Genomic DNA, 22178 nt, shown 5'->3' on the forward strand with positions numbered 1-22178 from the left:
CGCTGGACGCCCGTGGGTGCAGGAAGATCAACGGCCTAGGACGAGGGCATGTTGACGGTTGGAAATCCAAGGAAGCTTAGCTGGAAGCTCGCAGCCAGTCAGAAACTACCAAAAATGATTGTTTGAAGCCCTGTGGCAAGACCTTGTGAGTGTTGAACCTCCCTGACAGAAAAAAGGACCTGTTCTTTACGGACAGGCCCCAGCAAGGTCATCAGAGAGAAGGAACTGAATGATTCAGTCTCGCCGACCGCCGCCCTGAAGAGCAATGATCAGCCTCAGGATGAAGATGAAGAGATTGATGTAGGTGAGATACATGCCCAAGGCACCGGCCAGGTATTGGTCATCGCTGTAGGTGCGGGGCATGGTGTAGAAGTCGACGAAGGCGGCTCCCACGAACAGCACGGTGCCGAAGCCGGCAATCATCAATTCGAAGGTACCGCCAGTAAACATGCCAGGGGCGAAAATCCCGCCCACCAACTGCACCACCATGGCGATCAACAGCCCGATGATGCCGAGGCCCACCACACCGCTGAGGGCTTGGCCGACGTTGTCGCTCATGCGGCGGCCAAAAAAGGACGCGATCACGAAGGTGATGCCCGTGGCCAGGGCGGCGGTGCCAACGGCGCCGACACCAGCCGACGTCACCGCGTAGCTCACGATGCCGCTAAGCGTGAAACCGGTGATCAGGCTGTAGGTGGCAAGGATCGGCAGGGCCGTGCCGCTGTTGCCTTTCATGGCGGCGTTCTGGGCCACGAAAAACAGAATGAAGTTGCCGATCAGGGCCACCCAGAACAGGGGCATGAACAGGGCCGGAGCGCTGGCCATCAGCGACATGCCACCGAGGACACCACCAGCGGTGAGCACCATCCCCCCTCCCACATAGGGGAGGGCCTTGTTGACAACGTTGGGACCGATCAGGGCGCTGGACTGGGCCTCGCGTATGGCGTCCTGGAAATTGCTTCTGGCCGGCATGGCTTCGATGGAATCGAATTTCCACCATCCTGCCAGCGTCCCCCGGCGGTCGGTAGAAACCCCTGTGCGGATCTCCCTATCGGAGTTCGGTGGCTCGGATCAGCGGCCCTGGGGGGAGGCATCGCGGCGGGCGTAGGCCTGCACCAGTCGCTGCACCAGCGGATGGCGCACCACGTCCGCATCGCTGAACCGGCAGATGGCCACGCCCTCCACCCCGGCCAGCACCTGCTCGGCCTCCACCAGGCCGCTCAGCTGGCCCGGGGGCAGATCGATCTGGGTGGTGTCGCCCGTCACGACCATGCGGGAGTTCTCCCCCAACCGCGTCAGCACCATCCGCATCTGGGCGCAGGTGGTGTTCTGGGCCTCATCAAGGATCACGAAGGCATCGGCGAGCGTGCGTCCGCGCATGAAGGCCAGGGGCGCCACCTCAATCACCCCCTTCTCCAGGAACTGGGTGGTGCGTTCCTGGCCCAGCAGCCCATGGAGGGCGTCGTAGAGGGGGCGCAGATAGGGATCCACCTTCTGTTGCAGGTCACCGGGCAGGAAGCCCAGCCGTTCGCCGGCTTCCACCGCCGGCCGAGTGAGCACCAGCCGCTCCACCTTGCGTTCCTGCAGCATCCGCACGGCCAGGATCGTGGCCAGAAACGTCTTGCCGGTGCCAGCCGGGCCGATCGCCAGCGTCAGGTCGTGGCGTTCGATCGCCTCGACGTAGCTGTTCTGACGCAGGGTTCGCGGCCGCAGGGGCCTGCCGGTGACGCTGGTGGCCAGCATCTGGAGCCCCATGCTGCGGTGCTGGTCGGAGCGCCCCGTGTCCAGGGCCGTCAGGGCCGCCTGGATGTCCACCGGGCCGATGGATTCGCCCCGTTTCCATAGCGGCTCAAGCAGCTGGATCAGGGCCTGCAGCCGCTCCACCTGGGAGCTGCGGCCCCGGATCTGAAGATCGAGGCCCCTCAGGACAACCTGGGCACCCGTCAACGCTTCAAGCCGCCGCAAGGCGGTGCCGTCCGTGCCGGCCAGGGCGATGGCGGCGGCGCTGTCCGGCAGGGCGAACGTGGAGGAGAGTTCGCTCAGGCCTCGGCGGCGGCAGGTTCGGCGTCGACGGCTGCGGCCGCTTCGGCGGCGGCGGCAGCCTCAGCTGCCTCTTTGGCGGCGGCTTCCTTGGCAGCCTCGGCGGCGGCGGCCGCCTCCTTGACCGCGGCGGCAGCGGCGGCATCACGGGCGGCGGCCTGCTGGAGCTTGCCGACGGTTTCGGCCGGGCGGGTGGTCTTCTCGATCAGGCCGCCCTTCTCGAGAAGGCTGCGCACGGTGTCGGTGGGCTGGGCTCCCTGGCCCAGGCGGACCCGGATGGCCTCGGCGTCGAGGCGGGTTTCCTTGGTGCGGGGGTTGTAGAAGCCCAGTTCCTCGAGCGGACGGCCATCGCGGCGGGAGGTGCTGTTGGTGGCCACGAGACGGAAACTCGCTTCCCGTTTCTTGCCGAACCGCTTCAGCCGGAGCTTGATCATCGGGGAAAACCAGCTTGAGAACACAGCCCAACATCCTACAGGCCACCCTTCCCTTACTGGTCAGCCCGCCGCACTGGGCCAGGAGCCTGCTGCGGCGGGGCAAGCGTCAACGGAGACCGGCTGCTGCTGGTCTCCGTTGACGCCCCTTCCAGGATCCCTTTGAGGACGAACGGACGAAGTCTGTGCAAGACGTTCGGATTGAGCGCTCATTAGGCAGCGTTATCAACGCAATCTGCCGCGTGATAAGATGTAAAGGATGAATCAGTTCATTGAATTGATGATGTTCTCCAGGGTGAGGGGGCGCCTGAAGCCAATAGCTGAACGCCTCCGGTACGAGCTAATCTACGGCCGTGAATGTTGCCGGGCATTCCGAAAAATTCCTAATCTCTATCTGATCCCTGAGTCCAAGGCCCTGTTCGTTCACCTTCCGAAGGTCGCAGGTACATCGATCGGATCTTCCAGCCTTTTTGACCAAGCCCGCCAGGTCAGCGGCCGTCGCCCTTCGGGGCATCTGCCCCTGCATGAGGCCAGAGTTGTTCTGGGGGATTCGTTCATGCGGAAAATCAAGGTCTTTACGTTTGTCCGAAACCCAGGCTCCCGCTTTATTTCTGCCTATCGCTATATTCTTGCTGGGGGTAACCATAGTGGTGACAGGATCATTGCTGATCACATCAAGGCCAACTATCAAGGCATTGAAGATTTCCTCGAAAGGTTCCAGACAGATTCCTTCCTTTCCCAATGCCCCCATTTTCGACCGATGTGGACCTTCCTTGGGGCGACAGAATCCGATGCTGAAGCTGCCGTCAATCGCCTGATATTTCTCGGTCGTTTCGAGACCTTGGGGGAGGATTGGGCCCACCTGACTAAGGTGCTAGGGAAGCCTGCTGCTGCGTTGCCAAAAGCAAATATCACCAAGTCTTCCCTCCCACGGCTGAACGTTGAGGTGGCTGATCTTGAGAATAGTCCAAGTTTTGTCCATTGTTATAGGCACGACTATCGCCTATTTGGTTATTCATTGCCTCATTAATCAGGGCATGATCCGCAGAAGGGCTTAGGGCTTTTGCCCGCGCAAGTTCAGAGCTGGCCAAATCCCTTGCGCTTCTTGGCCGGCTTGGGGGGTTTGCGGGGCTGGCCGCCGCCGCGGCCACCGGGGCCGCCCATGCCCGGCATGCCGCCCATTCCGGGCATGCCGCCACCCATGCCGGGAAAGCCGCCCATGCCCGGCATCCCGGGCATCCCGGGCATCCCCGGCATTCCTCCGCGGGTCATCTGCTGCATGAAGCCGCGCATCTTCTGGAAGTCAGCGAGCACCTTGTCCACATCCGCCGGGGTGTGGCCGCTGCCGGCGGCGATGCGGCGACGGCGGGAGGGCTGGGCGGCGAGCAGTTCGGGCTGGCGGCGTTCGGCCTCGGTCATCGAGCCGATCATGGCCTCGATGCGCTTCAGCTGGCTCTCCCCCTGGCGGAGCATGCCGTCATCGATCTTGTTCATGCCGGGGATCAGCTTCATCAGCCCGCCGAGGGAGCCCATGCGCTTGATCAGGCGCATCTGCTGCACGAAATCGGAGAAATCGAAGCTGGCTTCCTGCAGCTTGCGCTGCATCTTCTCCACGTCGGCCAGCTCCACTTCCTTGGTGGCCTTCTCCACCAGGGTCAGCACATCGCCCATGCCCAGGATCCGGCTGGCCATCCGTTCGGGGTGGAACGGCTGCAGGGCCTCCACCTTCTCGCCGGTGCCGATGAACTTGATCGGGGCGCCGCTCACCTTGCGGATCGAGAGCGCCGCCCCGCCGCGGGAATCGCCGTCCAGCTTGGTGAGCACGGCGCCGGTGATGCCCACCTGCTCGTGGAAGGCCCTGGTCAGATCGGCCGCCTCCTGGCCGATCATGGAATCCACCACCAGCAGCACCTCATCCGGTGCCGCGGCTTCCCGGATCCGGACCATCTCCTCCATCATCGAGGCGTCGATCTGGAGCCGGCCGGCGGTGTCGACCAGCACGGTGTCGAAGCCCTCGTCCCGTCCCTTGGCCACGCCGGCCGCAGCGATCGCTTCCGGGGCGGCGTCGCTGCCGAGGCTGAACACCTCAACGCCGATCTGGCGGCCCAGGGTCTGGAGCTGGTCGATGGCGGCCGGCCGGTAGACGTCGGCGGCCACCAGCAGGGCACGCCGCCCCTGCTCCTTCAGGTGCAGGCCCAGCTTGGCAGTGGCGGTGGTCTTGCCGGCCCCCTGCAGGCCGGCCATCAGGATCACGGTGGGCCCTTCCGCGGCCCGGGCCAGGGGGGCATTGGCGCCGCCCATGGTCTCGACGAGCTGCTCGTGCACCAGCCGGATGAACTGCTGGTCCGGGCTCACCCCACGCACCACCTCGGCGCCCACCGCCTTGCGCCGCACCTCCTCGATGAACTCCTTCACCACCGGCAGGCTGACGTCGGCCTCCAGCAGGGCCCGCCTCACATCGCGGAGGGCGCCATCGACGTTCGTCTCCGAGATGGCCGCCTGGCCCCGCAGCCCTTTGACCGCGTCTTCAAAGCGCTGGGAGAGTTCGTCGAACATCAGTTGAGGGATTGGGTGGCCACCAGGCGCCAGCTGTCGCCGTCGCGTCCGAATACATAACCATTGCGCAGCTCCATCGGCGCCGTGGTCTCCAGCACCGTCCCGTTGGCATCGAGGCGCCGGTCGCTGTAGCGCAGACGAGCGACGGCGACGATGCGCCTGGGGCCATTTTCCGACAGGCTGAGATCGATGATCTGAACGTCCAGTTGCTGGGTCTGTCCCCGGGCGAGATCGCCGCGGCGCTCCCTGGCGAGCAGGGCCATCGGCCCTTCCCGGGCGATGCGATCGAGGTCCCGAGGCGTCGGCTCGCCCGCCAGCACGCCGCTCTTGACCGTCAGCCAGTTCTCCAGCAGGCGGCGCACCTGGGCCGCATCGGGACGACTCGCGGTGAGTGGGGTGATGCGCAGCCCGGCCACAGGCCTCGGGGTGGGCTTCGGAGCGGGAGCCGGGGCGGTGACCGGCGGTACTGGCGCCGGCGACGGTGGGGGCGAGCTCTGACGCTGGCGCAGCACCCAGGCCGCAGCCAGCACCAGCAGCAGGGCGGCGCCGCTTCCCAGCAGCCAGGGCCGCGGGGGCCATGGCCAGCGCAGGGGGACGTCGTCATCGAGCTCCCCGTCGTCCTCAGGGTCCGTTGCCCCGTCGGCCTCCGGGAGTGGGGCGAAGCTGCCAGCGCTGCTCCCATCCAGGGTCAGGGGCACAGGGGGCGGCAGTGTTCCCAGGCCGAGGTCGTCGTAGGGGGGAAAGGCTGAGCCTGGGGCAGGCTCTTCGGCTGCCGGGGCGGCGAGATAGGCGCGACCTCGGCGTTGGTCCTCCCGCTCGACGTAGGCCACCACATCCCGGTCGCTGAAGTAGGCCACCAGATCGGGCTCCGCTTCCAGATCCCGGTAGCCCGGCAGCACATCCCGCACCAGCCAGTCGCTGCAGTAGGCGCAGAGCTGACCCAGGGGGTCGGCACTCTTGCCGGCGGCCCAGTCCTTCAGCTCCTGGCTGGCGCCCCGGTCGAAGCAGGTCCGTGCCGTGTCGGCCTCCCCCAGCAGCAGATGCAGATTGGCCAGCAGCGGTTCGATCCCCTCCCGGCCGCTGCGCTGCAGGCGGTGTCTGGCTTCGGCAATGCGCTCGGGTTTGCGCTGGGCGAACCCGGAGGCGGTCAGGGCGATGGTGGCCAGGAAGTCGGCGGCGTCGGAGCCGGTGGCTGCCCAACGGCTGAACAGATCCACCTGCTCCTGGACGGTGAGGAAGGCGCGGATCTGGTGGAAGAAGGGCTGGAAGTCCTGGCTGGGGAACTGGGCATCGCCATCGCCCTCAAGACCCCCGCGCCGCTGCACCAGTTCCTCGAGCAGCTCCAGGCCCTCCTGTCGCTCGACACCGGCGACCAGATCCCGGCTCAGCAGGTCGAGCACCCGGTAGGGCGTGAGGTGTTCCAGCTGGGAGTGCATGGTTTCCCTGAGGTCGGGTTGCCTGCCGAGGCGTTGCAGCAGTTGCAGACCTTGCTGCAGGGTGCGGGCAGCGGCTTCGAAGCGGCGCTGCTCCTCCAGTTCGCTGGCGGCTGCGAGGCAGGCCAACCCCGCCAGCAGGGTGAGATCGGCTTCGCGGCCACTGCCGAGGGTGGGCGACTGGGGGGGGTGCAGCGAGCGGCTGGCCAACTCGAAGGCCTCCAGGGGCTGGCCCCCCTCCATCAGCAGCACCAGCCCACCCACCTGACGGGCGCTGGCGATCTCCAGGGCCGGCTGGAGGCTGCCGTCGCTGCCGGCCAGACTTGTCAGCTCCGCTTCGTAGGCGGCGCGCCGATCGGCATCGCAAAGCAAGTCGGCGCTCGCCCTGAGCAGCTCCGCCCGTGTCTGCAGGGTTTCGGCGGTGAACCCTGCGTGGGGCGGACGGTCCAGGCGCGACTGGAGGGTGCGCAGGACCCCCTGGGCATCGGCGGACGGAGGCACGCCCAGCAAGCGGAAATGATCGATCGGCAGGTCCAATCCGATGGTGACGCTGGGGCGCGACTGTAGTCAGAGGCAGTGGTTTTGACTGTCACCAGGGAACGGACCCCGTACAGTCGGGGCCACGAATCGCATCGCCTTCCTGCCATGACTCAGGAATTGACCGCGGCGCGGGCAGCCCAGCCCGCCAGCCCTGGGGCCGCCGCGTCTTCTGAGGAGGCCGGCAGCCATGCGGTGCGCTTGGAGGGTCTGTATCCGGCGGAGCGGGCCAGCATCAGCCGGGACGAGGGTCTGATGCTCTACCGGGACATGACCCTGGGGCGCCGCTTCGAGGACAAGTGCGCCGAGATGTACTACCGGGGCAAGATGTTCGGCTTCGTGCATCTGTACAACGGTCAGGAAGCCGTCTCCACCGGGGTGATCCGGGCGATGCGGCTGCAGCACGACTGGTTCTGCAGCACTTATCGCGACCACGTGCATGCCCTGAGCTGCGGAGTGCCGGCCCGCGAGGTGATGAGTGAGCTGTTTGGCAAAGCCACGGGCTGCAGCAAGGGTCGTGGGGGGTCGATGCACCTGTTCTCGAGGGAGCACCATCTGCTCGGTGGCTATGCCTTCATCGGCGAGGGCATCCCGGTAGCCCTGGGAGCGGCCTTCACCAGCCGCTACAAGCGTGACGCCCTCGGCCAGGCCGACAGCGATGCCGTCACGGCCGCCTTCTTCGGGGATGGCACCTGCAACATCGGCCAGTTCTATGAGTGCCTGAACATGGCCTCGCTCTGGAAGCTGCCGATCCTGTTCGTGGTCGAGAACAACCGCTGGGCCATCGGCATGGACCACAACCGGGCCACCAGCGAGCCGGAAATCTGGCGCAAGGCGGCGGGCTTCGGCATGGTCGGCGAAGAAGTTGATGGGATGGATGTGCTGGCCGTGAGGGCCGCGGCCCAGCGGGCCGTTGAGCGGGCCAGGGCTGGCGAAGGCCCCACGCTGCTGGAATGCCTCACCTACCGGTTCCGTGGCCATTCCCTGGCGGATCCCGATGAGCTCCGTGAAGCGGCAGAGAAGGAGTTCTGGGCCAAGCGCGATCCCATCAAGCAACTGGCGCTGCGCCTGACGGACATGGGCCTGGCCACGCCCGAGGAGCTCAAGGCGATCGAGAAAGAGATCGATGCCGAAGTGGCCGATTGTGTGGAGTTCGCCCTGGCGGCGCCCGAGCCCGATGGCAGCGAACTCACCCGCTACATCTGGGCCGACGACTGAATCCGTTCAGGGGCATTGATTTCTCCTCATTTCTCTCCTGTCCAATGCCCCGAAGTCTCCAGGTCTGATGACCAAGCGTGTCCTTGTCACCTTCACCGACAGCCGCATGAAGCTGGCGCGGCGCCGCTTATGCAGACAGGCGAAGGAGATGCAGGTCTACACAGATATCGTTGGGGCTTCGGAGCTGGATCTCAGCCCTGAATTCCGGCAGCGGTTCAAGGACTATCTGACACCCGAGCATCGTGGCTTCGGCTATTACGCCTGGAAGCCCCAGATCGTGCTGCAGACCCTCGAGCGCCTCCAGGACGGCGACCAGGTGCACTGGATCGATTCGGGTTGTCACCTCAATCCCGCCGGACGGGAGCGGCTCCAGGAGCTGTTCGCCATGACGGTGGAAGCGCCTTCGGGTGTGCAGGGTTTTGAATGCCTGCCGCCGAATGGATCCTTGGTGTACAAGGAGCGGCAGTTCCCCGATCAGGGGGAGAGCCACTGGACCAAAGGTGACCTGCTGGATCAGCTGGGCGTTCGGGGCCGGCCGGACATCACCACCACCCAGCAGCTGGGGGCCACGACCTTCTTCGTGCGTAAATGCCCTGCCTCCATGGACTTCATGCGCCACTGGATCCGGGTGTTCAGCGAAGATTTTTCCATGATCGATGATTCACCCTCGCTGTCTCCCAACCTGGAGGGCTTCATCGAGCATCGCCATGATCAATCCATTTATTCGATCCTTGGCAAGTTGCTGCCGATCTCGACGATCTCCGTGTTCGAATTCTGGTTCCCGCGGACCGACAACTGCTGGCTGCCGGACTGGGAAATGGTTGGCGATTCTCCAATCCAAATCCGCCGTGATCGCGGCCTCAAGGGAGAGAGTCGCCTGAAGATCGCCACGCTCCAGGCCAAGGGCAGGCTCAAGCGACTCCTGCACGGGTGGCGTCCCCACTGAAGCCCTGGACGATCAGGACAGAGGGGTGGAGCGGGTGGACAGGCTGCGCAGTTTGCGCAGGGCCTTGAGTTCGATCTGGCGGACCCTTTCACGCGACACATCCAGTTGTCGGCCGATCTCGGCCAGGGTGTGGCGCTCCATGCCGTTGAGACCGAAGCGCAGGGCAAGAACGTCCTTTTCCTGGGAGGAGAGGTGGCCCATCAATTCGGCCAGCTGTTCCTGATGCATGCCCCGTTCGATGCGGTCAAGGGGTTCCTCGGCGGAGCCATCGGCGATCAGATCACCCAGAAAGCTGCGGCCATCCTCGGCATGAATGGGGGCATCCAGGCTGGAAATGGTGAGGGCCTGCCGCAGCAGGGAGTCGAGCTCCTCAACGGGAATGGCCATCGCTTCGGAGATTTCGCGACGGCTCGGCATCGCGCCGAGCTTGTGGGCCAGCTCAAGGCTGACCTTGCGGATCGTGGTGAGCCGCTCGCTCAGGTGCACCGGCAACCGGATGGCCCGGGACTGGCAGGCGATGGCCCGCGTCATGCTCTGACGGATCCACCAGAAGGCATAGGTGGAGAACTTGTAGCCGCGGGTGGGGTCGAACTTTTCGACGGCGCGCTCCAGACCGAGGGAGCCCTCCTGAATCAGATCCAGCAGCTCCAGGCCCTTGCCTTGATACTTCTTCGCCACGCTCACCACCAGCCGAAGATTGGCGCGCATCATCCGCTCCTTGGAGCGCCGACCGATCTTGATCGTCTTGTTCTCCTGAACGGAGTAGCCGCTTTTGGACTCTTCCACCAGATGCATCATCGCCTGCACCTGATTACCGAGCTCGATCTCTTCGGCTGGGGTGAGCAGCGGCTCTCTGCCGATCGAGGTGAGATACCAGGTGATGGAATCACTCCCTCTGCGGCTGGAGCCCTCCCTTCTCGTTGCGACGGCAGAGGCGGTCATAGGAGGGGGGCGAAGTGGCGCCATGGATTGAGATATCGAATTATCCACCCACTGGGATGGTCAGACAGTGTCTGGAATGACTTTTAAGCCTTTGCCTGCGAAACCACACACAATCGCTTTTCTTTAGCGATTGACTTTGTTTGCATGAGCAAAGGGCTAATTTCCGAGTTCAAGTAGCGGAGAATGGCAGGCTTGCCAGATTGGAAAGTGGCCTTGCCGGTCCTAATCCTCCAGTCCTGGATCTTCAACGCCTGTCCCCATCGGCCGCTGCCGGTTCTCGCTGGGCCAGGGCTTCGGCCACCGCGAGTGGCGTGACGCCCCCCGCACCCTTGTGGTCCCGGCAGTGAAGACCGGCGTGGGCATGGTCGAGAGCCGCGGCCGCCAGCCAGGCCGTATCGGCGCTGGCCGCGGGCCCGCTCGGCAGTGCCGCGGCAGCCAGGGCCATGGCCCCCCGCCCCGCGGCGTAGCCGGCGAGCACATCGCCAAGCCCGGCCCTGGCGGCGTCCGGGCAGGCCGAGAGCAGTTGCCATCGACGCCCGTCGGGGGCCGCGACGACGCTGCGGGCTCCCTTGAGCAACACGCTGGCGCCGCAGCGGCGCGCCGCCGCCAGTGCCGCTTCTGGCCGGGGCCGCGGGGCCAGATCGGGAAAGAGTCTCCGGAACTCCCCCTCGTGGGGAGTGATCCAGGTGGGGCCTCGGCGGCCCTGGAGCCAGTCGGCGCCCATCGCCGCCAGGCGGTTGAGGCCATCGGCATCGAGCATCAGCAGTCCCGTGAAGGCAGCCAGCTCCTGCCAACGCTGCCGTTCCCGGGCTTCGATCGCCGCCGCAACCGGCACACCGGGGTTGCCCAGCCCGCCCAGGCCCGGACCCAGCAGCACCGCATCCAGCCGATCCAGCCAGCCCTCGTCCAGATCCGCCAGGGCCAGGCCCCCGGCCGGGGTCGCCCCAAGGGCGGACTCCAGCACCACGTGGGGATGGACCTGCCAGAGCTGGGTGGCGATCTCCCGAGGCGGGACGGCCCGCAGACTGCCGCATCCGGACGCGGTGGCGCCCGCCAGGGCCAGGTGGGCGGCGCCCCTGAAACGGCGGCTTCCGGCGAGGACCAGCAGCCGCCCCCGTTCGTATTTCCCGGCTGCCGGATCCGGCTCGGGCCAGGGGGCCGTGGTCCGATCAGCGGCGCTCAGGCCCAGCAGCGGATCGCCGGATGGTTGGCCCAGCAAGGCGGACGGCAGTCCGAGGCAGACCCGCTCCAGCTGCCCCACCCAGCGCAGGGCGCCATCCTGCACCAAGCCCTGCTTGATCAGCCCGATGCAGTAGGTGGTGGAGGCGGTGGCGGCCACCGTGCCGAGCAGGGCCCCGTCATCCGCGTCCAGTCCGGTGGGAACGTCGATGGCCACCAGGGCGCCGGGCCGCAGCCTCTGGCGATCCCGCAGCAGGGTTTCGATCGTGTCATCGGCCGGGCGGTGCTGGCCGATGCCGAACAAGGCATCCACCCAGAGGGCGGAATCGGCGGGGTCCGGAGGGTCTTCCAGCAGGGGAAGACCCAGCCAGCGGGCGTGGCGCAGGTGGGCGTCGGTGAGGGGGCGGAGGCGCTCGAAGGGGCACCAGATCCGTACCCGGCCTCCGGCCAGATGCCACTCCCTGGCCACCACCAGCCCATCACCGCCGTTGTGGCCCGGCCCCACCAGCACCAGCAGGCCGTCGTGGCGATCCCGGCCCGGCCGCTGCTGCAGGCGGCGGCTCACCGCCAGGGCCGCCTTCTCCATCAGGGCCTCCACCGGCAGGCCGCTGGCGAACAGCTGCTGCTCGATGGCCGCCATCGTCTCGCTGCTCACCAGGACGTGGTCGGCATCCAGCGGTGGCCAGGAGGCGGGCATCGGCCGGAAGTCCACGTCGGCCCGCGCAGTGCTCTCCCATGATGGGACGGTCTGTTCCATCCACCCACCGGGATCCTTGAGCCCCGCCCCCGCCCTTTCATCGGACACCGCCGCCAAGAGCCCCTCCCCAGAGGTGGCCGCCGTGTTGGAGCTGCTGGGCGCCTGGCCCGGCGATCGGCGGGTGGCCGTGGGACTCTCCGGCGGCGTGGACAGCTCGCTGACCGCGGCCCTGCTGGTGGCCGCCGGCTGGGAGGTGGAGGGTCTCACCCTTTGGCTGATGAGTGGCAAGGGCTCCTGCTGCGCCGAGGGCCTGGTGGATGCGGCCGGCATCTGTGAGCAGTTGGGGGTGCCCCACCACGTCGTTGACAGCCGGGCCCGCTTTCAGGACCAGATCGTCGATTTTCTGGTGGAGGGCTACGGCGAAGGCCTCACACCCTTGCCCTGCTCCCGTTGCAATCGGGCGGTCAAGTTCGGACCGATGCTGGAGTGGGCTGCGGCGGAGCGGGGCCTCAACCGCCTGGCCACCGGCCACTACGCCCGGCAACGGCCCGCTGGCGCCGCCGAAGCTCAGGCCCTGCCAGGGGACGGGGCCGGCCGCCATCAGCTGTTGCGGGGCCTGGATCCCCTCAAGGACCAGAGCTATTTCCTCTACGACCTGCCCCAGGCGGTGCTGGGCCGGCTGGTGTTTCCCCTGGGTGAGCTCACCAAGGAGGCAACCCGCGTCGAGGCCGCACGCCTCGGCCTGCGCACGGCCGAGAAGCCCGAGAGTCAGGACCTCTGCCTGGCCGACCACCATGGCTCGATGCGGGCGTTCTTGGATGCCTACCTGCCGCCACGCCAGGGGGAGATCGTGCTGCCGGATGGCACGGTGCTCGGCTCCCATGACGGCATCGAGCATTTCACGATCGGGCAGCGCAAGGGGCTGGGGGTGGCCTGGAGCGAACCGCTCCATGTGGTGCGGCTGGATGGCGCCATGAACCGGGTGGTGGTGGCCCCCCGCCGCGAGGCGACCCGCCAGGCCTGTGTCGTGGGCGCCATCAACTGGGTGTCGATCGCCCCGCCGGAGCAGACGATCGCGGTGGAGGTGCAGGTGAGATACCGGAGCCTGCCGGAACCTGCTCTGCTGAGCCCCCTGCCGGAGACGGCCGCTGACCACGCTGCCGACCGACCCCACCGGGCCCGGCTCGACTTCGCCGAGCCCCAGTTCTCGGTGGCACCGGGGCAAGCGGCGGTGTTCTACTGCGGTGAGGTGCTGCTCGGCGGCGGATTGATTCAGGCCGAGGGCTGACGGGTTTCGCTGCGGAACCGGTTCATGGCCGATTCGATCACGACGTGCATGTCCATGTACTTGTACTCGGATAGCCGGCCCCCGAAGATCACGTTGTCGGTGCTGTGGGCCAGCTCCTGGTAACGGCGATAGAGCGATTGGTTGGCAGGGTCGTTGATCGGGTAGTAAGGAATGGCGTCACCGCTGCAGGCCTTGGGATACTCCCTGGTGATCACCGTGACGGGCGAGTTTGCGCCCTCGAAATGCTTGTGCTCAATGATGCGGGTGAAGGGCTCACTGGTATCGCAGTAGTTGATCACGGCATTCCCCTGGAAGTTCTCCAGCTCTTCGATGCTGGACTCGAAATCCAGGGAGCGGTACTCCAGGCGGCCGAGCTCGTAATGGAAGTACTGGTCGATGCAGCCGGTGTAGACCACCTTCCTGGCCATGGACGTCAGCTGGGGCCGGTCGTCGAGATAATCGACGTTCAGGCGCACTTCAATGCCCTCCAGCATTGCCTCGAAAAGGGCCGTGTAGCCGCCGATGGGGATGCCCTGGTAGCGGTCGGTGAAGTAGTTGTTGTCGTAGGTGAACCGCAGCGGTAAACGCCTGATGATGAAGGCCGGAAGCTCGCGGGGATCCTTGCCCCACTGCTTGCGGGTGTAGTCGCGAATCAGAGTCTCGTAGATGTCTTTCCCCACCAGGGAAAGTGCCTGCTCTTCAAGATTGGTTGGTTCTCCTAGAAAACGCTGGGCCTCGATCGTCCGCCTGGCTTCCGCAGGCGTTCGTGTCTGCCAGAGTTCGTAGAATGTGTTCATGTTGAAGGGAAGCGAATAGAGCTTCCCCCCTGAGATCGCTTTGGGAGAATTGATGTAGTTGTTAAATTCGGCGAACCGGTTCACAAAGCTCCAAACAGCCTTGTTGCTCGTATGGAAGATGTGGGCTCCATAGCGATGAACGTTGATGCCGTCCTGCTTTTCTGTGTAGCAGTTGCCACCGATGTGCGGGCGGCGGTCGATGACAAGACAATGCTTGCCGGCGTCAGTGGCCAGCCGTGCGAAGGTGGCCCCAAACAGTCCGCAGCCGACGATCAGGTAGTCGTAGGGGAGGGTGGTCACTCCTCAGCGGAAATCCTTCAGGTCGACGGGCAGGAGATCTTCGATCGATTGCTGGATTTCTGGTGGTTCCTGCATGCCATAGGTGGCAAAAATGTTGATGCCGCTGCTGGTGCATTTCCTGCAGAGGTCGCTGGCATAGCGCTTGGCCTGCATCGCTTGGTAGGGCGTATCGAGATAGTTGGCGATCGAAGGAGCTGATGGGGATTGCACGCAGCAGACGGAAAAATTACCTTCATGATCCAGGCAGACCTGGGATTCGCGCATGAAGCAATTCTGGGACCGATGGCTGCCGATGGCCTGCTGCACCAGCTGGGGGCTGTAATAGATGTATTCCAGTTCCGGGGGAACCTCCTCCAAGCCATCAAACATCTTGTCGATGGGCATGTAATAAGCATGATAGGGAGAGAACTTCATTCCCAGCTTGTCGCAAAAGTGCTTGAACAGATGCACTTCGTGCTGGTTTTGCTTGTGAACCAGGTAGCGCACGTCAATATTTTTATAGCACTCCCAGTCGCCCAGGGTCTCCGAGATGCGGATCAGGTTGGCGAGGACGGGCTCGATCCGCCCTCCTTTGTGATTGATCTGATAGGTGCGCTGGGTGAAACCGGACACCGTGATGGTGAAGTTCCAGAGATGCAGCGGTTTAAGGAGGGACCAGTCGTAGTCGTAGTTGAGGTTCGAGGAGATCCCACAGGGCACACCATGGCTCTCGGCACAGGCGATCAGCTCATGGAGCTTGGAGTGAAGGGTCGGTTCTGTCCAGTTGTACAGGCCGAATCGGCAATTGTCATTGGTGTCTGCCTTCGCCTTAAGGCAAATCTTTTCGAACAACTCAATCGGCATCTCCGTCAGCTTCTGGCCGATGCTGTTGGTGTACTCGGGCATGCCGACGGGGCAGGCCGTGCAACGGAGGTTGCAACCACTCACCACATCCACCCAGAATTCAATGACTTTCTGACCGGGAGTGGCAGGGGAGTACTCAGGCCACAGCAACCGCTTGACTGCCGATTGCACGTTGCTGGGAACAGCACGCTTCAGGACTGTTGGCAAGGCCATCGAGATGTCTACCTGAACGTGTTACGTCTTTTTATCGTAGCTCCTGCCCGCTGACAGCGAAGTCCTCTGGCGTTTCCGTTCCACGATGTCGAGCGAACGGCGTGGCGAAGTGAGGATTTCAGCGGTTCGTCGAACCGCTGGCTTGCCTGGCGTCAGCACCAAGGAGTCGCCCCAGACCCCTGACCATTCGTTGGCGCCGCCGCCACCAGCAGCTGATCGGCGGAGGGGTCAGCCAGTTCCCCAACCGATGGAGCTGCCGACTCCAGACCACAGACCGGTGCTGGGCGCGTCTGTCCCGACGGCACCTCGCCAGGTGGACGGCAGAAGGCCCCCGGTAGGCCGGCAGATCCAGTTGGCGGGCCAGCTGACCTGTGGCTTCCTGCCAATAGCGGGTGGCCTCTCTCTGGATCTGCCAGCACTCCCGGATCGACACCACGCTGAGCAGCGTGTCCGGATCGAAGCGCTCCACCTCGAGCAGGCCCGGCAGCCCAAAGGGATTGGTGCCCTTTTCGCTGATCACCAGGCATCCATGCAGGGGCGCCTGCCACATCCGGCCGGAGAGGGTGGTGCCCCGTTGATAGGGATACATGAGCCCGTAGCAGCAATAGGCCCCCGCCAGCCGCCGGTTCGCCTCCAGATAGCTGAGCCCGTGGGTGCTCAGGCCGATCTTGTCCCAGTGGCTGCCATGGACGTCCACCAAGCCCCTGCGGGCGAGAAGGGCCAGATCCCGCTGGTAGGGATCGTCACCCATCGGCTTGAAGTTGGCGATGTGCAGGGGCCTGCCGGCCCGTTTGCGGAACGGAAGCTGCTGCCAGAACTCGGGAATCACCGGCAGATACCCCTGCACCCAGCGGACCCCCTCAGGCAGCACGGCCGGCCGGAGGAGGGAAATCAGCCGAATCTCGCGGGCGTGGGGAAAGCGGGAGCGCCAGTCCACCTGGAGTTCCTTGACATAGTCATAGATGTGGACCGTCCCGCCATAGGTCTGGTGGGACAGGCCGGGATCACCCCGCAGGACCACCAGCAGCTCCGGATCTGAGTCGACCCTTTCGCGGAGCAGCGAATAGCCTGCAGCCAGATAGAACAGCCGCACATTCCAGATCACATCGAGATCCTGGAAATCGAGCGAGAGGACGTGGCACCGGGGGGTGGAACTCACACGCGCTACCAGAAGGGATCGCTGGCCAGGCTCACCGTCAGCCGGCCACTCGCGCTTGAAGGAACGGTGGCGATGCAGGCCCGCACCATGCGTCCGTTGACCTCGATCTCACAGGCACCGCAGCTGCCCCCCAGGCAGCCGGTGGGGATCACCACCGTCGCCTGACGCGCGGCCTGCAGCCAGTCCTGGCCGGGTCGGGCCGAGCTGGTCCGCCCGTCCGGCCACGTGATGGTGATGGCAGGACGGGGGAGGCTGATGGCTGCAGGGTCGCTCTGGCGGAAATCTAGGGGCGGCTATCGGATCAGGGGCGACAGATCGATGTGGTCCTCGAAGGCGTCGGCGAGGCGGTCGAGCAGGGCGTCCCGCTGACGGGCGTGGTGGGGTTGGTGTTCATCCAGGGGCGGCAACTGGCTCCGTTGGCGCAGCTGGTTCAGCCAGCGCCTGCGCCAGGGGCCGTTCTCGAAGATGCCGTGCAGGTAGGTGCCGGCCACCAGACCCCCCTGGGTCCCCGAGGACGTCCACCAGCCCAGCTGGCCGTCCTCCGCCAGGGGGGCGCAGCCCGCCCGGTCTGTCGGCTCGCTGCGGCCTTGGTGAAGCTCAAATCCCTCCAGCAGCGGCGGTTCGCCCGGGCCCGGTGGCCAGAGGGCTCGGCTGCGCCGTTGCCGCAGGGCCTTGCGGCCCTCGAACACAGTGCGCAGGGGCAGCAGGCCCAGCCCGGCCACCCGGTCTCCGGAACGGTCCCCCTCCAGGCCTTCGGGGTCGTAGAGCTCCTGGCCCAGCATCTGCAGACCACCGCAGAGGGCGAACACCTGCCCACCCCGGGCCACGTAGGACTGCAACGCTTCCGCCAGGCCGCTGTTGCGCAGACTCGCCAGGTCCCGCAGGGTCTGCTTACTGCCGGGCAGGATCACCGCATCGGGCTGGCCCAGCGGCTCACCGGGCCGCCGCCACAGCAACTGCACGCTGCTTTCCGCCTCGAGCGGGTCGAGATCGGAGAAGTTGCTCAGGGAGGGCAGCCGCAGCACCGCGATGCTGAGTTCGCTGCGGGACTTGCGGCTGCCCCTCTCCAGCAGATCGAGGGAGTCTTCCGGCGGGAACAGCTCATCGAGCCAGGGCATCACACCGAGCACCGGCAGGCCGGTCTGCTGCTCCAGCCAACGGCGGCCCGCATCGAACAGGGAACGGCGGCCGCGGAAGCGGTTGATCAATAGGCCGCCGATCAGGGGGCGCTCCACCGGCCGCAGCAGGGCCAGGGTGCCCACGATCTGGGCAAAGACACCCCCCCGCTCGATGTCCGCGACCAGCAGGCAGCGGGCCCGCAGGTACTGGGCCAACCGCAGGTTGGTCAGGTCCCTGGCCTGCAGGTTCACCTCCACCGGGCTGCCGGCCCCCTCGAGCACCAGTCGGCCGCCGGGGTGGGCCGCCTGAAGCTCCGTCAGACCCGTGCGGATGGCCGCCCAGCCGGGCCGGAACCAGTCGCGGTAGTAGTGCTCTGCCCTGGCTGTGCCCACCGAGCGGCCCAGATGGATCACCTCACTGGTGCTGTCGCCCCTGGGTTTGAGCAACACCGGATTCATCGCCACCTGGGGTTCCAGGCCGGCGGCCCAGGCCTGCAGGGCCTGGGAGTAAGCCATCTCTCCGCCCTGCTGGTCGACCCAGGCGTTGAGGCTCATGTTCTGACCCTTGAAGGGGAGGGGCTGCTCTCCTCGACGCCGCAGCACCCGGCACAGGGCGGCGGTCATGAGTGATTTGCCGGCGCCGCTGCTGGTGCCCAGCACCATCAGCGGCCGGGGTGCGGTGGGGAGGGGGCGGGTCAAAGGCGGGGGCGGTGGCGACGTAAGGCTTCCACGATCCGCTGCCGCCGTCCCGCCCGGGGGATCTCGCTGGGCCAGCGCCGCAGCACCTGGCGGCCCAAGGGCGTCAGCCGCACCCGTTCGGTCAGTCCCTGGCCATCCACTTCCCGCCGCAGCACTCCCAGCCGGATCAGCCAGAGGAAATGGTCCTCAGCCCGATCGCTGCTCAGGGGACCGAAGGTGAGCGGGGAGGCCGGGTCGGTCTTTTGGGCGAGCTCCTCGCTGCTGAGCGCCTGGCTTTCCACCGCCTCGTAGAAGCCGCGTCGGAACGGAAGGCAGCGGAGCGAGAGAGCGGCCCGTGCCAGGGAAAGGGACTCGGTGTCGGCCTGTGGCATGACCCCATTCTCCCCAACCGACGGGCAGGCTGGAGAACCCTGCCGGCACCTCCTTTGCTCCTTTTGGCTTCCGCTTCCCCGGCCCGGCGTCGCCTGCTGGAGCAGGCCGGCGTACCCCACCGGGTCCAGGTGAGCGGCGTGGATGAGGAGGGGATCCAGGAGCAGGATCCGCTGCGGCTCGTGCAACGGCTGGCCCTTGCCAAGGCGCAGGCCGTGGCGGACACGCTGAGCTCTGAGGCGGCGTGGCCGTCCCTGGGGGTGCTGGGCTGCGACTCCTTGCTGGTGGTGGAACAGGAGGTATGGGGCAAACCCAGGGATGCCGCTGAGGCGATAGCCCGCTGGCGGTGCATGGCCGGTGGCTGGGGCGACCTGCACACCGGCCATGCCCTGGTGCGGTGGCCGGCGCCGGGGGGCAGCGGGGCGCCGCAGCTGGCGGTGGTGACCACCCGGGTGCATTTTGCTGCGCTCAGCCCCATGGAGATCGAGGCCTACGTGGCCAGTGGTGAGCCCCTGGCCTGTGCCGGAGGTTTTGCCCTTGAGGGCCGTGGCGGCCTGGTGGTGGAACGTCTCGAGGGTTGCTTCAGCAATGTGATCGGGCTCAGCCTGCCGCTACTGCGGCGCTGGCTCGACCCAGGGGTGCTCGCTCAAGCGGCTGGGTGATGGGCGCGGATCCGGCGCAGCCAGCTGGCCATGGACATTCTCTCGAGCACGCTGCGACGCCTGGCTGGATCCTCGAAATCGGGATGCAAGTCATCCAGCCAGCCCTGCAGCCGGGCAGGATCAAGGCTGCCGACGTCCCAGCTGTCGACGTAGGCCACTGGCAGGTCTGTGTAGGCGGCCGTGGTGGGATTTCTTTCGATGATCGGGATGGCGCCGGTCAGAAGGGCTGTAAAGGCTTTCGGTGAAGGGTCGAGTCCACCACCGCCGACGCAGAGGACGAAGGGATAGGTCTTGAGGGTTGGGACGAATTCGTTGTAGGGAATCTGCTCGTGTACATCAACGAAGTGACGCCAGTTGTCTTTCGCCAGCTTTGTGACCTGCTTTCTCGGGTTCCATTGCGGGCCTTCACGGACGTAATGGGCGCAGAAGGCCTTGAGAGGCTTCGCTCGGATGGCGATCGGTGTGGCTTGCGTGATGGCCTGTTGATAGATGACATGGCCATCGCTGTTGACGCAGCCCAGTGGAATCGGCGTGATGCCGGCCAACGGGATGTCAAGATTTTCTGCGTACCAATGCAGGAGTCTGGAATCCTCAAGGAGTTTCAACAGGCGCTGATAGAGCCCTGAGGCGAGGTAATCAGGAAACCGTTGATCGACTTGCTGGGGCAGGGTGGTGTTGGCATCACCTGTGAGCAGGACAAAGCGTGTCGAGGCTTTGAGAAGTGGAAGATAATCTCGAAGAAACAGATCCAGGCATTCCGGAACTGCCTTGACGTAGATCAGCTGTGGCTGTGATCTGAGATCTCCGCTGAAGCCGTACCTCGTCAGGCTCCAGTCTGCCCAGTGCGCAATCGATGGGTTGGTGGCATCCACCATGCGCGTGGTGAGAACCAGCCCTTCAGCGTTTGGGTTTTGGCGACGTAACGCTGCGCCTGCTCTTGAGAACTTTCGACCATTGATGTGTTTCTGGATGGCTCGAGTCTGGCGCTGGATCTTTGGCTCCAGCAGCACCCTGAGTGTGCGCGGTGCGCGGTGGATCTTGCCCGAAATCCTCCTCCACAGGCTCTGAGCGTCAGTTCGGGCAGGATCACCCATCCGATCGTCCAACAGCATGTGCGAAGCCCCATGATAAAGAGTGAGCGGAACACCGTGCCCAAAGAAAAAGCCCCCGCCGGTGGGCGGAGGCTGGAGGAAGGACTACCAGAAGGGAACCAAGCAATGGTTCCCTGACAGCCGATCAGTCGAGGTCTGGCATGGCCAGCGTGGGCTCAGCCTGACGGTCGATCCCCTTCTCAAAGCCGGCGGCGGCGGCGCGGGCCCGGCCCGCATGCCACAGGTGACCGACCAGGAAGAAGAAGGCCAGCACGAACTGGGTGGAGGCCAACCACTGGCGGATGTTGACGAAGTTCACCGAGTTGGGCTCGGTGATGATCCCGCCGACGGAGTTGAGGGAGGCGTTGGGGGCGTGGGTCATGTACTCAGCCGCCCGACGCACCTGCCAGGGCTGAATGTCGTTCTGGAGCTTGTCGAGGCTCAGACCGTTGGGGCCCCGCAGGGGTTCCAGCCAGGGACCACGGAAGTCCCAGAAGCGCATCGTTTCACCACCGAAGATGATCTCGCCGGTGGGGGAGCGCATCAGGTATTTGCCCAGGCCGGTTGGGCCCATGGCGGATCCGATGTTGGCGCCCATGCGCTGGTCGCGCACCAGGAAGGTGAAGCTCTGGGCCTGGGAGGATTCGGCGTTGGTGGGGCCGTAGAACTCCGAGGGGTAGGCGGTGTTGTTGAACCAGATGTAGGCCGAGGCGATGAAGCTCATGAAGCTCAGCGCGCCGAGGCTGTAGCTGAGATAGGCCTCACCGTTCCAGATGAAGGCGCGACGCACCCAGCCGAAGGGCTTGGTGATCACGTGCCAGATGCCACCGAAGATGCAGATCAGGCCGATCCAGATGTGGCCACCGATGATGTCCTCCATCGAGTCGACACCGATGATCCAGCCCTCACCGCCAAAGGGGGCGCGGGTGAGATAGCCGAAGATCACTCCGGGGCTGAGAGTGGGGTTGCTGATCAGGCGCACATCGCCACCGCCCGGGGCCCAGGTGTCGTAGACACCGCCGAAGAACATGGCCTTGAACACCAGCAGCAGCGCACCCACACCGAGAAGGATGAGGTGGTAGCCAATGATGTTGGTCATCTGATTCTTGTCGCGCCAGTCCTGGGAGAAGAACGCGGAGTAGTTCTCCAGGATTTCAGGGCCGCGCAGGGCGTGGTACAGGCCGCCAAGACCGAGCACGGCGGAACTGATCAGGTGCAGAACACCGACCACAAAGAAGGGATAGAGATCGGTGACTTCACCGCCGGGGCCCACGCCGTAGCCAAGGGTGGCGACGTGGGGGAACAGGATCAGACCCTGCTCGTACATGGGCTTGTCGAAGGTGAAGTGACTCACCTCAAACAGCATCATGGCGCCGGCCCAGAAGACCATCAGGCCCGCGTGGGCCACGTGGGCCCCCAGCAGACGGCCGGAGAGGTTGATCAGCCGGGCATTACCCGCCCACCAGGCATAGCCGGTGGAGTCGAGGTCCTTGCCCCCGACCGAGATGAGACCGGAATTAAAGGGCGTTTCCACGGGGCAGAACCTCTTCAGGGAAGATGAAGTTTTCGTGCGGTTGGTCAGCGGGCGCCATCCAGGCACGCAGACCTTCGTTGAGCAGGATGTTCTTGGTATAGAACGTTTCGAATTCAGGATCCTCCG

General features: G+C 65.3%; 20 protein-coding genes and 1 pseudogene. 5 read left to right on the forward strand and 16 right to left on the reverse strand.

Annotated elements, in window-relative coordinates:
• Positions 1-234 precede the first annotated feature (234 nt).
• The 3 genes from VB739_RS01775 to rpsP form a co-directional block, all read right to left on the reverse strand.
• Entirely contained in the window at positions 235-972 is a 738-nt protein-coding gene (locus VB739_RS01775; RefSeq protein ID WP_323355429.1) for a Bax inhibitor-1 family protein, read from the reverse strand.
• A 99-nt stretch (positions 973-1071) separates the two neighbouring features.
• Positions 1072-2043 carry a PhoH family protein gene (locus VB739_RS01780; RefSeq protein ID WP_323355451.1) on the reverse strand — a complete coding sequence of 324 codons (972 nt, stop codon included), beginning with the start codon at positions 2041-2043 and terminating at the stop codon, positions 1072-1074.
• A complete protein-coding gene (gene rpsP, locus VB739_RS01785) occupies positions 2040-2474 on the reverse strand; it encodes a 30S ribosomal protein S16 (protein WP_323355430.1) in 435 nt (144 codons plus the stop codon). The genes VB739_RS01780 and rpsP overlap by 4 nt, the downstream gene beginning before the upstream one ends.
• A gap of 256 nt (positions 2475-2730) precedes the next feature.
• On the opposite strand from rpsP, the gene VB739_RS01790 reads away from it, so the two are divergent.
• The gene (locus VB739_RS01790; RefSeq protein ID WP_323355431.1) at positions 2731-3501 is read left to right on the forward strand and encodes a sulfotransferase family 2 domain-containing protein; all 771 of its coding nucleotides are present in this window, start codon (positions 2731-2733) and stop codon (positions 3499-3501) included.
• A 47-nt stretch (positions 3502-3548) separates the two neighbouring features.
• Here the strand turns inward: VB739_RS01790 and ffh are convergent, their stop codons facing one another.
• Both ffh and VB739_RS01800 read right to left on the reverse strand, forming a co-directional pair.
• Positions 3549-5027 (reverse strand): signal recognition particle protein, encoded by a 1479-nt coding sequence (gene ffh / locus VB739_RS01795; RefSeq protein WP_323355432.1) that lies wholly within the window; start codon positions 5025-5027, stop codon positions 3549-3551.
• The gene (locus VB739_RS01800; protein WP_323355433.1) at positions 5027-6961 is read right to left on the reverse strand and encodes an ARC6/PARC6 family protein; all 1935 of its coding nucleotides are present in this window, start codon (positions 6959-6961) and stop codon (positions 5027-5029) included. The genes ffh and VB739_RS01800 overlap by 1 nt, the downstream gene beginning before the upstream one ends.
• A gap of 144 nt (positions 6962-7105) precedes the next feature.
• Between VB739_RS01800 and pdhA the strand changes: the two genes are divergently transcribed.
• A complete protein-coding gene (gene pdhA, locus VB739_RS01805) occupies positions 7106-8215 on the forward strand; it encodes a pyruvate dehydrogenase (acetyl-transferring) E1 component subunit alpha (RefSeq protein ID WP_323355434.1) in 1110 nt (369 codons plus the stop codon).
• A gap of 67 nt (positions 8216-8282) precedes the next feature.
• Complete coding sequence (locus VB739_RS01810; protein ID WP_323355435.1) at positions 8283-9161, forward strand: hypothetical protein; 879 nt, start codon at positions 8283-8285, stop codon at positions 9159-9161.
• Positions 9162-9173: 12 nt separating this feature from the next.
• Here VB739_RS01810 and VB739_RS01815 read toward each other — a convergent pair whose 3' ends face one another.
• Together VB739_RS01815 and VB739_RS01820 are read right to left on the reverse strand one after the other, a co-directional pair.
• A complete protein-coding gene (locus tag VB739_RS01815; RefSeq protein WP_323355436.1) occupies positions 9174-10103 on the reverse strand; it encodes a sigma-70 family RNA polymerase sigma factor in 930 nt (309 codons plus the stop codon).
• Positions 10104-10347: 244 nt separating this feature from the next.
• A complete protein-coding gene (locus tag VB739_RS01820; RefSeq protein WP_323355437.1) occupies positions 10348-11979 on the reverse strand; it encodes an NAD(P)H-hydrate epimerase in 1632 nt (543 codons plus the stop codon).
• A gap of 133 nt (positions 11980-12112) precedes the next feature.
• Between VB739_RS01820 and mnmA the strand changes: the two genes are divergently transcribed.
• On the forward strand, positions 12113-13267 hold the full coding sequence (mnmA, locus tag VB739_RS01825) for a tRNA 2-thiouridine(34) synthase MnmA (protein WP_323355452.1): 1155 nt from the start codon (positions 12113-12115) through the stop codon (positions 13265-13267).
• On the opposite strand, the gene glf is transcribed toward mnmA, so the two are convergent.
• From glf to VB739_RS01855, 6 genes are all read right to left on the reverse strand, one after another.
• Positions 13252-14364 carry a UDP-galactopyranose mutase gene (gene glf, locus VB739_RS01830; RefSeq protein WP_323355438.1) on the reverse strand — a complete coding sequence of 371 codons (1113 nt, stop codon included), beginning with the start codon at positions 14362-14364 and terminating at the stop codon, positions 13252-13254. The genes mnmA and glf overlap by 16 nt on opposite strands.
• A gap of 3 nt (positions 14365-14367) precedes the next feature.
• Complete coding sequence (locus VB739_RS01835) at positions 14368-15420, reverse strand: hypothetical protein (RefSeq protein WP_323355439.1); 1053 nt, start codon at positions 15418-15420, stop codon at positions 14368-14370.
• A gap of 118 nt (positions 15421-15538) precedes the next feature.
• A complete protein-coding gene (locus VB739_RS01840; protein ID WP_323355440.1) occupies positions 15539-16579 on the reverse strand; it encodes a hypothetical protein in 1041 nt (346 codons plus the stop codon).
• Between the two features lie 5 nt (positions 16580-16584).
• Positions 16585-16809 carry a 2Fe-2S iron-sulfur cluster-binding protein gene (locus VB739_RS01845; protein WP_323355453.1) on the reverse strand — a complete coding sequence of 75 codons (225 nt, stop codon included), beginning with the start codon at positions 16807-16809 and terminating at the stop codon, positions 16585-16587.
• Positions 16810-16872: 63 nt separating this feature from the next.
• Positions 16873-18360: a cobyric acid synthase gene (locus tag VB739_RS01850; RefSeq protein WP_323355454.1), complete on the reverse strand. Its 1488-nt coding sequence runs from the start codon at positions 18358-18360 to the stop codon at positions 16873-16875.
• Between the two features lie 32 nt (positions 18361-18392).
• Positions 18393-18767: an Npun_F0494 family protein gene (locus tag VB739_RS01855; RefSeq protein ID WP_323355441.1), complete on the reverse strand. Its 375-nt coding sequence runs from the start codon at positions 18765-18767 to the stop codon at positions 18393-18395.
• A 54-nt stretch (positions 18768-18821) separates the two neighbouring features.
• On the opposite strand from VB739_RS01855, the gene VB739_RS01860 reads away from it, so the two are divergent.
• Positions 18822-19427, forward strand: coding sequence for a nucleoside triphosphate pyrophosphatase (locus VB739_RS01860; protein ID WP_323355442.1), 606 nt, complete (start codon positions 18822-18824; stop codon positions 19425-19427).
• Here the strand turns inward: VB739_RS01860 and VB739_RS01865 are convergent.
• The 3 genes and pseudogenes from VB739_RS01865 to VB739_RS01875 all read right to left on the reverse strand — a co-directional run.
• Positions 19412-20521 (reverse strand): hypothetical protein, encoded by a 1110-nt coding sequence (locus VB739_RS01865; RefSeq protein ID WP_323355443.1) that lies wholly within the window; start codon positions 20519-20521, stop codon positions 19412-19414. The genes VB739_RS01860 and VB739_RS01865 overlap by 16 nt on opposite strands.
• 142 nt (positions 20522-20663) lie before the next feature.
• The gene (gene psbC, locus VB739_RS01870) at positions 20664-22052 is read right to left on the reverse strand and encodes a photosystem II reaction center protein CP43 (protein WP_323355444.1); all 1389 of its coding nucleotides are present in this window, start codon (positions 22050-22052) and stop codon (positions 20664-20666) included.
• A pseudogene (locus tag VB739_RS01875) lies at positions 22036-22178 on the reverse strand (photosystem II D2 protein (photosystem q(a) protein)); the annotation flags it as partial. The pseudogene VB739_RS01875 and the gene psbC, both read right to left, overlap by 17 nt.

It is taken from the genome of Cyanobium gracile UHCC 0281, from assembly GCF_034931305.1.
Classification (GTDB): domain Bacteria; phylum Cyanobacteriota; class Cyanobacteriia; order PCC-6307; family Cyanobiaceae; genus Cyanobium; species Cyanobium gracile_A.